This window comes from Taklimakanibacter deserti, assembly GCA_003574785.1.
In genome coordinates this window covers 182902-195362 of record QORU01000005.1, presented here as the reverse complement: position 1 = coordinate 195362, position 12461 = coordinate 182902, and the positions used below count along the sequence as shown (strand labels likewise).

Annotated in this window: 13 protein-coding genes and 1 tRNA gene; 12 read left to right on the top strand and 2 right to left on the bottom strand. The window is 62.2% G+C overall.

Going from position 1 to position 12461, the window contains the following annotated elements:
- The first annotated feature begins 49 nt into the window (after positions 1–49).
- Positions 50–125 (top strand) — tRNA-Ala (locus tag DS839_RS11960).
- 67 nt (positions 126–192) lie between these two features.
- On the opposite strand, the gene DS839_RS11955 is transcribed toward DS839_RS11960, so the two are convergent.
- The gene (locus DS839_RS11955; protein ID WP_119270558.1) at positions 193–705 is read right to left on the bottom strand and encodes a DUF1801 domain-containing protein; all 513 of its coding nucleotides are present in this window, start codon (positions 703–705) and stop codon (positions 193–195) included.
- 78 nt (positions 706–783) lie between these two features.
- A complete protein-coding gene (locus DS839_RS11950; RefSeq protein ID WP_368911542.1) occupies positions 784–1518 on the bottom strand; it encodes a GntR family transcriptional regulator in 735 nt (244 codons plus the stop codon).
- Positions 1519–1800: 282 nt separating this feature from the next.
- Between DS839_RS11950 and DS839_RS11945 the strand changes: the two genes are divergently transcribed.
- The 11 genes from DS839_RS11945 (at position 1801) to DS839_RS11895 (ending at position 12243) form a co-directional block, all read left to right on the top strand.
- A complete protein-coding gene (locus DS839_RS11945; protein ID WP_119270556.1) occupies positions 1801–2814 on the top strand; it encodes an SIS domain-containing protein in 1014 nt (337 codons plus the stop codon).
- Between the two features lie 2 nt (positions 2815–2816).
- A complete protein-coding gene (locus tag DS839_RS11940) occupies positions 2817–3665 on the top strand; it encodes a PfkB family carbohydrate kinase (RefSeq protein ID WP_119270555.1) in 849 nt (282 codons plus the stop codon).
- A 16-nt stretch (positions 3666–3681) separates the two neighbouring features.
- A complete protein-coding gene (locus DS839_RS11935) occupies positions 3682–4968 on the top strand; it encodes an ABC transporter substrate-binding protein (RefSeq protein WP_119270554.1) in 1287 nt (428 codons plus the stop codon).
- 26 nt (positions 4969–4994) lie between these two features.
- The gene (locus DS839_RS11930) at positions 4995–5876 is read left to right on the top strand and encodes a carbohydrate ABC transporter permease (RefSeq protein WP_119270553.1); all 882 of its coding nucleotides are present in this window, start codon (positions 4995–4997) and stop codon (positions 5874–5876) included.
- Entirely contained in the window at positions 5873–6715 is an 843-nt protein-coding gene (locus DS839_RS11925) for a carbohydrate ABC transporter permease (RefSeq protein WP_119270552.1), read from the top strand. The genes DS839_RS11930 and DS839_RS11925 overlap by 4 nt, the downstream gene beginning before the upstream one ends.
- 10 nt (positions 6716–6725) lie before the next feature.
- Positions 6726–7814 (top strand): ABC transporter ATP-binding protein, encoded by a 1089-nt coding sequence (locus DS839_RS11920; RefSeq protein WP_368911539.1) that lies wholly within the window; start codon positions 6726–6728, stop codon positions 7812–7814.
- A 29-nt stretch (positions 7815–7843) separates the two neighbouring features.
- On the top strand, positions 7844–8857 hold the full coding sequence (locus DS839_RS11915) for an SIS domain-containing protein (RefSeq protein ID WP_119270551.1): 1014 nt from the start codon (positions 7844–7846) through the stop codon (positions 8855–8857).
- A gap of 8 nt (positions 8858–8865) precedes the next feature.
- The gene (locus DS839_RS11910) at positions 8866–9666 is read left to right on the top strand and encodes a PfkB family carbohydrate kinase (protein ID WP_119270550.1); all 801 of its coding nucleotides are present in this window, start codon (positions 8866–8868) and stop codon (positions 9664–9666) included.
- Positions 9667–9916: 250 nt separating this feature from the next.
- On the top strand, positions 9917–11041 hold the full coding sequence (locus DS839_RS11905) for a baeRF11 domain-containing protein (protein WP_119270549.1): 1125 nt from the start codon (positions 9917–9919) through the stop codon (positions 11039–11041).
- Positions 11042–11104: 63 nt separating this feature from the next.
- On the top strand, positions 11105–12022 hold the full coding sequence (locus tag DS839_RS11900) for an SMP-30/gluconolactonase/LRE family protein (RefSeq protein ID WP_119270548.1): 918 nt from the start codon (positions 11105–11107) through the stop codon (positions 12020–12022).
- Positions 12023–12033: 11 nt separating this feature from the next.
- Positions 12034–12243 carry a tautomerase family protein gene (locus tag DS839_RS11895; protein ID WP_119270547.1) on the top strand — a complete coding sequence of 70 codons (210 nt, stop codon included), beginning with the start codon at positions 12034–12036 and terminating at the stop codon, positions 12241–12243.
- Positions 12244–12461: the final 218 nt, after the last annotated feature.

Below are 12461 nucleotides of genomic sequence, written 5' to 3'. Positions count from 1 at the left end.
AAGCTTGACAGGGGGCCATGGGAGCCCCTACACAGCGCCGTCTCAGCGAGGGGCAGTAGCTCAGTTGGGAGAGCGCGGCGTTCGCAATGCCGAGGTCAGGGGTTCGATCCCCCTCTGCTCCACCAGTTCTCATAACCTATTGAAATAAAAGCTGCTTTCCGTCCAACGGAAACGGGCAAAGCTTCCCTCGGGTCACATTTTTTCGCCGGGCATTTGGCTGGCTTGCTTCACCCAGCGGGCAAGCTGGGCTTCGTCGATCTCATCGTCCTCGTGGATGTCGAGATAGCGCACCTCCTTCTGCTTGGATGCGCCGGGAGGGACGGGATTGAGCGCCGCGCCGCGGAAGAAGGCCAGCTTGACGTATTTGTTGAAGCAGTGGACGCCGAGGAACCAGCCCTCGCCTTCTATGCCATAGAGCGGCGAGTTCCATTTGACCGCTTTGTAGACATGAGGGACGGCACGCGTGATGAGCGCGTCGAGGCGGCGGCCGACGTCGCTTTTCCAGCCCGGCATGGCCGCGATATAGGCCTGCACAGGCGCATCGCCATAGGCCTTCGCGATCTGAGGATTGCCGCCTGAGAGAAGGACGACGCCGGATGGAGACTTCGGCAAGGCTTTGCACGGTTTAACTGCCTTCGCGGCGGCCTTCTTGGCGACCGTCTTCTTTGCGACCTTCGCCGATTTCTTCGATGATTTGCCGGCCATTGTGTGCTCACTCCAACGGGTGGAATCACATATATCGCATGTTTGCTGATTTCGGAAAGCCGCGTTGTGTTGCGACCATCAAACCGTCTTGAAGATCACTCTTTGCGGATGGTTGACGGAGGTCAGATATTCGACCTTGCGCTTGCGCGTGTCCTGCGCCACGGCACGGAAGATGAGGGCAGGCGATTCCTTCTTGAGGCCCAGCAAGGTCGCTTCCTGGGCCGTTACCGTCGAAACGCTGATCGTGCCTTCGCCGCTGTCGACGTCGATGCCGTAGCGCGATTTGAGCAGGGCATAGAAGGACTGGGTGCCGAAGAGATCATGGGCCGCGAGACCCGGCACGAGGGCTGCCGGAAGATGGGTCGTCTCGACGCAGAAGGGCAGATCGTTCACCGTGCGCAAGCGCCGGATCACGATCAGCGCGTCGCCCGACTTGATGTCGAGCCGTTCGGCGACGCGCGCATTGGCTTGCTGCTCCTCGAAGAAGAGCAGCCGGTTGCCGGGGATGCCGCCGCAATCGCGCACGATCTGCGAGATACCTTGCGAGAACATGCGGCTGATCAGCGGCCGCTTGATGACGGGCACGGGAATATATGTGCCGCTGGTGCCGCGTCGCTCGAGCAGTCCCTTCAGAACGAGCCGATCGATCGCCTTGCGCATCGTCATACGGCTGATGCCGAAGCGCTCGGATAGCTCGCGCTCGGAAGGAATGCGATCGCCGGCGGCGTAATCCGGCCCCTCGATCATTTCGAGAATGTGCTGCTGTGCCTTCTCATAGACCTTGGTGGCCGATGCGGGCTCGTCATCTGTCACGCTCATATCCTGTCCCTTCGCAGATGCAGCGCACTGGTCTAGCGCAAAAACCTGTGCCCCCGCGCCACAAATTCCCGGGAATCCGCAGGCTTTGGTCTTCCCGGGCCAGAAGACATAGACATATACCAATATTCTCCAGAATCCTTACTTTGAGCCCAGATGTCCGTTGCGATGCAGCAATAGACTCATATTCTACGCCGCATATCCGAAAAACTCTTGACCTCGGTATACTATACCAAATAGCCTGCTGGTATATAGATAAACTGCAAGCATGGAGAACCGATGGCTACCGACGTGAATAAGAAGGCGATTGTCGACGGACTTGCCGTTTCGTCCAAAGCCATGCTCAAGGCGGCTGAGCTCGGTGAGAAGCTCGCAAGCTCGGTGGACCGGGTCTATCTGGTCGGCTGCGGCGCGCCCAACCGGATCATGCTGGGCCTCGAATACTGGATCCAGCATTCGAGCCCCTCGCTCGAAGTCCGCCGCTATTTCCCCGCCGAATTCATCGCCCAGTCGCCGGCCAGGCTCGACAAGCGGACCGTCGTGCTCCTCGGCTCCAAATCGGGTACCACGCCCGAAACCGTCGCCGCCGCGGAATTCCTGAAGGGCAAGCCCTGCGTCACCGTCGCCGTCACCCAGACCGAGGATCTGCCCCTCGCCCGGGCCGTCCAGCATCCATTCCTGATGGGTGAGACGAATGAAGCCCATACCGGCATGTTCATGATCATGCAGGCATTCGTCGGCGGGTTGCTCGCCGGCAAAGACAAGTGGCCCTTGCAGGCGAAATTGATGACCTCGCTCGCCAATCTGCCTGAGGCCATGGCCGACACGCAGGAAAGCAACGACAAGCGCGCCGCCGAGGAAGCGCGGCTCTACAAGGACGACCGCATTCTCTATGAGGTCGCCTCCGGTCCGATGTTCAACACGGCCTATGTGTTCGGCGTCTGCATCCTCATGGAGATGCAGTGGATGCACAGCTATCCGATCGAGGCGGCGGAGTTCTTCCACGGTCCCTTCGAGATCGTCGACCAGAACACGCCCATGGTCCTGATGCTGGGCGAGGATCCAAGCCGTCCTCTGATGGAGCGGGTCGTACGCTTCTGCAAGAAGTACACCGAGCGCCTGGTCATCTACGATTCCAGGGACTTCGAGATGAAGGGCATCGATCCGGACATCCGCGCGATCGTGGCGCCTTATATCCTGGAGGCAGCCCTGGTGCGCATCGCCCATCGCCTCGCGGTCTGGCACAACCAGCCGCTTTCCACCCGCCGCTATATGTGGAAGACGGAATATTGAGAATGGTCCGTGTTCTCGGCATCGGCGACAACACCGTCGACATCTATGTCGACCAGGGTGTGCAGTTTCCGGGCGGAAACGCGGTCAATGTTCCCATCATGATGAAGCGCCTCGGCGCCGAAGCCAGCTATCTCGGCTGCATCGGCACCGATTTCCTCGGCGATCTCATCAGGCAAGCGCTCATCACCGAGGGCATCGATATCAGCCGCCTGCGCGTGATCGCGGGACCGAATTCCTGGTCGCGGATCCGCCATGTCGGCGGCGATCGGGTGTTCGCCGGCAGCCATCCGAGCCTGCGCGGCGACTACCAGCTCAAGGACGAAGACTTCCGCTTCATTGCCGCGCATGACCTTGCCCATTCGAGCGTCTATAGCCGGCTCGAGGACGAACTCTCCCGCATCCGTGCGGCGGCACCGCTCCTCTCCTTCGACTATTCGAGCGAATATGACGGCGACTATATAGCGCGCACGGCACCCCATCTCGATATCGCCTTCCTCTCCGATGCCCGAGGCAGCGATGATCAGGCGGAAGCGCTCGCCCACAGGGTCGCCAGCCATGGCCCACGCATCGTCGTGATCACGCGGGGCAGCGAAGGCGCAATCGCGCTCGTGGCCGGCAAGATACTCCGGCAGTCCGTCATCCCCGCTTCTGTCGTCGACACGCTGGGCGCCGGCGACGGCTTCATCGCCGCTTTCCTGCTTTCGCTTCTCGCAGGCGAAGACATACAGACCGCGCTCGGCAAGGGCGCCAATCATGCCGCGCATGTGTGCGGCTATCGCGGCGCCTTTGGCTACGAAACACCAATAAGACCCGGGCAACCGGGCCTCGTGCATCCGCTCCCAACTGCATAGTCAGAGAGGAACCACCATGAAACCCAGGAAAATCGCGTCCGGCCTGTTGATCTCAGGCTTCAGCCTCATGGCCCTGTCGGCCCAGGCCTTCGCCGAAGTCACCGTCAGCTTCCTGCACAAATGGCCCGAGCCGCAGAACATGGCCTATTTCGAGCAGGCGGTGAAGGCCTTCGAGGCAAGCCATCCCGACGTCAAGATCAAGATGGAGGCCGTCGCCGACGAACCCTACAAGGACAAGATCCGCGTGCTCATGGCGTCCGACCAGGTGCCGGATGTCTACTTCTCGTGGTCGGGCGAGTTCGGCAAGAAATTCGCGCGCGGCGGGCGGGCGCTCGACATCACCGATGCAGTCTATGGCAGCGACTGGAAGGCGGTGTTCTCGGAAGCGTCCATGGGGCCGTTCAAGTTCAAGGACAAGCTCTATGGCGTGCCGATCAATGTCGATTCGAAATACATGCTCTACAACAAGAAGATCTTCGCCGATAACGGGCTTAGCGAGCCCAAGACTTTCGCCGAATTCGTCGCCGCCTGCCAGAAGCTCGAGGATGCCGGCGTGACGCCGATCGCCTTCGGCAATCAATATCCCTGGGCGGCGGCGCATTATATCGGCGACCTGTTCGGCAAGCTGGTGCCCAATGCGACGCGGCTCGCCGACTATGAGCTGAGCTCGCCCGCCGATACGGTCTATACGGATCCCGGCTATGTCGAGGGCCTGACGAAGTTCAAGGAGCTCAACGACGCCGGCTATTTCAACCGCGGCTCGAATGCGCTGTCGCATGAGATCGCGCGCGGCAGCTTCTCGGCCGGCCGCACCGCGATGATGTATCTCGAGCTCGTCGAATTCGGCCAGCTCAAGGGCACGAAGCTCGAACAGGACGGATGGGACTTCTTCGCGCTGCCGGGTTTTCCGGACGGCAAGGGTGACCAGGGCCTGCTCACCGGCGCGCCCGACGGCTTCATGGTGTCGGCGAAGACCGGCCATCCCAAGGAGGCGCTGGAATTTCTGAAGTTCCTCACCTCGCCCGAGCAAGGCGCCGATTACGTGAAGATGACCGGCATGACCAGCGCCGTCATCGGCTCGGTCACCAAGGACACGGCCGACGCCGCGACGCTGAAAGGTCTCGATGTCCTCAACAAGGCGTCGGGTCTCGCTTTGTGGATCGATACCGACATGGATGCGCGCTCGACCGAAGTGCTGCTCGCCGGCAGCCAGGCCATCCTCAACGGCACCGAGACGCCCGAGCAGGTCATGGCCAAGGTGCGCGAAACGGCGCTGGCGGTAAAGAAAGATCGCGGCGAATAGCGCAAAAACGGGGTAGGACATCAGTGATGATGGCAATCCGACACCGGCTGGTGCCCTACCTCTTCGTCCTGCCGGCGATCATTCTCCTGCTCGTCTTCGTCTATGGGCCGGCAGTCGAGAATGTCATCTACAGCCTCTATGCCTGGAGCTCGATGTCGCCCGACTGGCGCTTCGTCGGCTTCGGCAATTACGACGAGTTGTTCACCAATCCGATCTTCTGGACGGCACTTCTCAACAACATCATCTATGCCGTCATGTCGGTCCTATTCCAGGTCGCCTTCGCGCTGGGGCTGGCGGCGGTCCTGCAGGCCGGCGTCTTCGGCCCCCATCTCAGATCATTCTTCCGCACCACCTTGTTCCTGCCCTCCATCCTGCCGGTGACGGTGGTGGGACTTCTGTGGCAGCTGATCTACCAGCCGACCATAGGCCTCATCGATCAGCTGCTCTACAGCACCGGACTCGAGAGCCTGTCGCATGTCTGGCTCGGCGAGGAGCGTACCGCGCTCATCGCGGTCGTCATGGTGTCGCAGTGGCAATGGACCGGCTATATGATGGCCCTGTTCATGGTGGCGATCGCCGCGATCCCGCGCGATCTCTATGAAGCGCTCGAGCTCGAAGGAGCGAGCAGGCTGCAGACCTTCCGGCATCTCACGGTCCCCGGGGTGCGCGAATCGACCCTCATCTTCACCGTCATCACCATCTTTGGCGCCTTCAAGGTATTCGACATCGTGTGGGTCATGACGGCGGGCGGTCCCAATCACGCGAGCGAGGTGCTGGGCACGCATATGTATCGCTCGGCCTTCCGCGACGACGTGGTGGGCTATGCATCGGCGGTCGCGACCGTGATCTTCTTCCTCACCATCTCGGTCGGCTATGTGCAGCTCAAGCTGCAGCGGGATCATGGATGACCGCCGCCGCCAAATCCCGCCCAGGATTGACGCCGGCCCATGCCGCGCTCCTGATCCTGTTCTGGCTTCTTGCCGGCGCCTCGGTCTATCCGCTGTTCTGGCTGTTCATCAGCTCGCTCAAATCGTCGCCCGAGATGTTCGGCTCGACCTGGGCGCTGCCGGAAGAATGGCGGTGGAGCAACTACGCCGCTGCCTGGGATGCCGGCATCTCGCAATATCTCGTCTCCAGCGTGATCGTCACGGTCGTCTCCACCATCCTTGTCGTCTTCCTGTCGGCCGCCGCCGCCTTCGCGCTGGTCGTCCTCAAATTCCGCGGCAAGACGCTGATCTATGCCTTAATCCTCGGCGGCCTCATCCTGCCGCCGGAGGTCGCGCTCTTCCCGCTGTTCAAGACGCTGAATACGCTCGGCATCTACAACACCTACCTCGCCCTCATCATCCCCTATGTCGCCTTTGGCATCCCGTTCACGACCTTCCTCATCCGCGCCTATATGGTGACCATCCCGGCGGAGCTGAATGAAGCCTCGATCATGGACGGAGCCGGTCCGGTCTGGACCTTCTTCCATGTCCATCTGCCGCTGTGCCGGCCCATCCTCGCCTCCGCGGCGCTCATCGAGGCGATGCGGGTGTGGAACGAATTCATCTTCGCGCTCACCTTCGTCGAGAGCGAGAGCGTCAAGACGATCACCATCGGCATGATGAGCTTCGCCAATGCGCTGCGCGGCGACTGGGCGGTGCTCATGGCGGGGCTCGCCATCTCGATCATCCCGATCCTGATCACTTTCCTCATCATGCAGCGGCAATTCATAGGCGGCCTCACCCAGGGTGCGGTCAAATGAGGGCATCGAATTGAGCGAATTGATCATGCGCGGCATCGCCAAGTCCTTCAGCACGGTCGAGGTGCTGAAGGACATCGACCTCAAGGTCGGGGACAAGGAGTTCGTGGTGCTGGTCGGCCCCTCGGGCTGCGGCAAGTCGACGCTTCTGCGCATCGTGGCGGGGCTCGAGGAAATGACGGCCGGCGATCTCTTCATCGACGGTGAGCGCGTGAACGATGTACCGGCGGCCAAGCGCGGGCTCGCCATGGTGTTCCAGTCCTATGCTCTCTATCCGCATATGACGGTGGCGGAGAACATGTCGGTCGGCCTGCGTATCGCGGGCGAGCGCAAGGATGTCATAGCCGGAAAGGTTGGCGCGGCGGCGCGCGTCCTGCAGCTCGAAGCCTTGCTCGATCGCCTGCCGAAGCAGCTCTCGGGCGGACAGCGCCAGCGCGTCGCCATCGGCCGTGCCATCGTGCGCAACCCCAAGGTCTTCCTGTTCGACGAGCCCTTATCCAATCTCGATGCGGCCTTGCGCCTGCAGATGCGCCTCGAGCTTGCGAAATTGCGCCGGCAGCTCGATGCCACCATGATCTATGTCACCCATGATCAGGTCGAGGCGATGACGCTCGCCGACAAGATCGTCGTCATGAATGGCGGGCGGATCGAGCAGATCGGCTCGCCGCTCGAGCTCTACAACCGGCCGCGCAATCTCTTCGTCGCGGGCTTCCTCGGCAGCCCGCGGATGAATTTCCTCGCCGGGCAGGTGAAATCGCAATCCGTCATCCAGCTCGCCGCGGGCGGCGAGCTTGCTCTTGCCCGAGGCCTCGTTACATCATTGGCCAAGGGGGACAAAGTGACCCTTGGCATGCGGCCCGAGGTTCTTGTAACAGGTGTCCTCCCGGAGCGCGGGCTCTCGATCACGGGCAAGGCCCTGGTGGTCGAGCGGCTTGGGGCCGAAACCATCATCTATCTGGGGCTTGCGGATGGCGCGCAACTGACCGTCAAGACGGACGGGGCCGCCACCGTCAATCCCGGAGATGATCTGACGGTTGGCGTTCCGGCCGATTCCGTGACCATTTTTGGGCCGGATGGCCTGGCCTTGCGGCCGGCGCTATGATCGACAAATTGCCAGGAGACTCGTAGCCCATGCTTAATTTTGATGCCGAGCGTTTCCTCAAGATCGAGAAAGGGGCTGTCGCCCTGGCGGCGGAAATCGATGCCGCTGCCCAGCGCTATGTGGCGGAAGGCATCGACAGCGTATTCTTCCTGGGGACGGGCGGCGCGGCCATCCTCATGTATCCGGCGGCGGCCCTGCTTGCAGAGCGCTCGCGCCTCAAGATCTTCACCGAGAGATCGGCCGAGCTCGTTCTTATGGATCACCGATCGCTCGGGCCCCGGTCGCTGGTCGTCATTCCCTCGCTCTCCGGCACCACCAAGGAAAGCATCGCGGCCCTCGACTTCTGCCGCGCCCGCGGCGCCAGGATCGTGACCCTCGTCGGACATGCCGACACGCCGCTCGGCCGCTCGGCTGATCGCGCCTTCGTCAATTTCGCCGAGGACGACACGTCATCGGAATCTTTCTATATCCAGGGCTTGCTGATCGCCGCGGCACTTCTCAAGCATCGCGGCGAGGCTAATCTCCATGAGATCGTGACGCCTCATCTTGCGCAGCTGCCGCAGGCTTTGCTCGCGGCGAAAGCGTCCTTCGAGCCCAGGGCCGCCAGGCTCGCCGAGACCTTCAGGAACGAGCCCTATCACATCATCACCGGCGCGGGCTCCGCCTGGCCGCAAGCCTTCTATTACGGCATGTGCATCCTCGAAGAGATGCAGTGGATCCGCACAAGGCCGGTGCATGCTTCCGACTTCTTCCACGGCACGCTGGAGCTGGTAGAGAAGGGCGTCAGCGTCATCCTGCTCAAGAGCGAGGATGAATTCCGGCCGCTCGCCGACCGCGTCGAGCAATTCGCCCGGCAATATACGGACAAGCTCACGGTCATCGATCCCGCCGAGGCCGATCTGCCGGGGATTCCGCAAGCCTTCCGCGCGCTCATCTCCCCCGTCGTCCTCGCGGCAGAGCTCGAGCGCCTCTCCGCCCATATCGAGCATCTGCGCAACCATCCCCTGACCACGCGGCGCTATTACAAGCGCGTCGCTTATTAGGGCACCTCGTGTCCGTTCGCATCGCCACTGTCGGCGACAATTGCATCGACCACTATCTGCCGCCGGTCGATCGCAAGCTGGTCGGCGGCAATGCCGTCAATGTCGCGGTGAACCTGCTGCGGCTCGGCCATCAGGCGGCTTATTTCGGCGCCGTCGGCGAGGACGCGGAAGGGCTGCGGACGCGTACCGTCCTGGCGCGGCTCGGCGTCGATGTGACCGCGGTCAAGGTGATCACGCCCGGCCGCACCTCGCTCACGGTGATCGCCACCACCCCTGATGGCGATCGGCATTTCGTCGCGGAGGATTTCGGCGTCTGCCGGGGCTATCGGCCGGACGATCAGGACCTGCAGCGGCTCAAGGCCATGAAGCATGTCCATATCGGTTGGCTCGACGATGCGGGCGCGACCAAGCGCGCGCTCGCGCAAGCCGGTGTCAGCGTCTCGCAGGATCTTTCGGTCAATGCCGAGCCGCGCAATATCGCGCCCGACAGCCTTGCCATCGCCTTCGTCTCTTGCGACGGCGATGACGCCGAGGCGCGGTCGGTGCTGGATCGGACGCTGGCGCAAGGTGCTCTCGCCGCCGTCGTCATGCGGGGACCGCGCGGGTCGCTCGCTTGTGCCGGTGGCGACGTCTTCCGCGGCACGGCGCTTCCGGTCGTGGTGCGCGATACGACGGGTGCGGGCGACAGTTTCATTTCAGGCTTCCTTGCCGCGCATGTGACGGGAAAACCTGTCGCCGACTGCCTCGCTGGCGGTCACGATGCCGCGGCGCGTACCTGCCAGATATTCGGCGGCTTCGAACAGGATTGACTGTTAGCCACGTCGGGTGAAACCATTCGGCGATTTCCCGGAACCAGGCTTTGCTGGAAAGCCGCAACCGCTAGTGTCCTGATCCTAACATTCGCTTCTGTTTGTGGCGGGCGGGTTGCGAATGTTAGGATCAAAAGGACACTAGCAAATTCAAGAGTCTAGTGTGGTCTTGGATTTGACATTCGCTTTCTGTGCAGGCCGAGATACCGAAGCGAATGTCAAATCCACCACACGAGCGAAGGAGCCCGTCATGCTTTATGTCGACCTGCCGACCACCGAAGAGCTGACCCGGCTCGCCAATGCGCGGAAACCGGGCTCGGTCACGATCGTGCTGCCGACCACGAAGGTCACTCAGGACATCGGCGCCAGCATCATCGAGCTCAAGAATCTCGCCAAGGAGGCGGCGCGCCAGCTTCGCGACGCCGCCTTCGACAAGCGGAAGATTGCAGCCATCGAAGAGCAGATCGAAGACCTCGCCGGCGATGACGCATTCTGGGCGCATCAGGCCACGAGCCTCGCCCTCTATGTGACGCCGGATAATCTCGCCACCTTCCGGCTGCCAACGCGCCTCGAGCCCCTGGTCGAAGTGGCCGACCGTTTCCATATCAAGCCGCTCATCCGCGCCCTGGCATTTCCCGACGTGGCCTTCATCCTCGCCTTGTCGGAGAATAATGCGCGTCTCGTCGAGATGCATGGCGATCTGCCGGCGGAAGCCCTCAAGGTCGACGGCCTGCCGAAGAACATGGATGCCGCGGGCGCGCGCGCCAAGAGCCGCGACGTGTCGCCGGGCGGGCGTTTCCAGGGCGGGGCGGGCGAGACCTTCCATCGCCGCACCTATGCCCGCAAGATCGATGCGGCGCTGCGGCCGCTGCTCGCCGGCCGCGACATACCGCTCGTCCTCGCCTGCGTCGATGAGTTCGACGCGATCTATCGCACGGTGAACAGCTATGAGCATCTGGCGGCTGAGATCGTGAAAGGAAATCCCGACAGGCTGTCGGTGAGCGAGCTTGCCGAAAGCGCCCGGCCGATCCTGCAGAGATTGCATGCCGGCAGGATCGCGGCGCTCAACGAGCAGTACCTGATGCGTGAGAAACAAGGCCGCGCCGGCGCCGATCTGGCGCTTGTGGCGCGCGCCGCTGCGGCGGGCGCCATCGACACGCTCCTGGTCGACATCGACGCCGTCGTCGACGGCACGCTCGATGAGGCGACGGGCGCGATCGCGATCGCCAAGGAGGCCGGCGCCGACAGTTACGACATCGTGGATGAGATCGCCGGACTGACGCTGAGATATGGCGGACGCGCCATCGGCCTGCGCAAGGCCGACCTGCCGGTCGCCACATCGCCCCTCGCCGCGATCTATCGCTATCCGGCGTGACGGCCCTTGCAATCATCCCGAATATAAGGCTCGATATGTCATACAAAATGGAGATGGGGAAAGATGGCTACGTCCGACTATTACGAGATCTTCGACAAGCGCTTTGCGCGGCTGTTCAACAGCAATGCGCTTGTCGACAAGCTGTTCACCGGCTGCCGCTGGGCCGAGGGGCCCGTCTATTTCGCGGCCGGACGCTATCTCGTCTGGTCCGACATCCCCAATGACCGCATGCTGCGCTATGACGAGACCGACGGCTCCATCTCGGTCTTCCGCCAGCCCGCGGGCAACAGCAACGGCAACACGACCGACCGGGAAGGCCGGCTCGTCACTTGCGAGCATGGCGGGCGGCGCGTCAGCCGCACCGAATATGACGGGTCGATCACCACCCTTGCCGACGCATGGCGCGGCAAGCGCCTCAATTCGCCGAATGATGTCGTGGTGAAATCGGACGGCTCGATCTGGTTCACCGATCCGGCATACGGCATCGACACCGACTATGAAGGCAACAAGGCCGAGAGCGAGATCGGCGCCTGCCACGTCTATCGCATCGACCCCAAGTCGGGCGGGATCGAAGCGGTGATCACCGACATGGTGCGGCCGAACGGCATCGCCTTCTCGCCCGACGAGAAGCTGCTCTATGTCGTCGATACCGGGCGCACCCATGGGTCGCAGAATCCGGCCCATATGCGGGTGTTCAAGGTCTCCGACGCGGGCAAGCTCTCGGGCGGCGACGTCTTCGCCGATTGCACGGCGGGTTTGTTCGACGGGTTTCGGCTCGATACCGATGGGCGCATCTGGACGAGTGCCGCGGATGGCATCCACTGCTATGAGCCGGACGGCACACTCATCGGCAAGGTTAAGGTGCCGGAAGTGGTGGCCAATTGCGCCTGGGGTGGCCCTAAGCGCAACATGCTCTATATCTGCGGGACGACATCGCTCTATGGCGTCAGGCTGATGGTCAATGGCGTCAAGACCTGTTGAGGAGAACGGCAATGCCTTTCGTCAATATCCGCATCGTCAAGGAAGCCATCGCCGCGGATCCTGCCGGCAAGAAAGCGCAGATCAGCAAGGCCGTGACGGAAGCAATCATTGCGGCCACCGGCCTCACCAAGAATCAGGTGTGGGTCGTGTTCGAGGAAGTCGCGGCGCGCGACTGGTATGTCGGCGACACCGATGTGGAGACGATCAGGGCCAAGCGCTGATTCTGCGCATAGGCCCGTCCGAAACCTGGATGGCCGGTCGAGCCTGGCCACGAAGAAACGGGGAGGCTTTTGCAGCGCTCCCCGTTCCCAATTTCCGCCGGGTACGCAGTACCCAATCCCGGCCGCGGCCCCGCTTTGCATCACCCTCGCGAGCCTTGAATCCGATGATGGCTCAGCGAAGTTTCCAAATAGCTAAAAATTGAACTTTTTCAGATGGT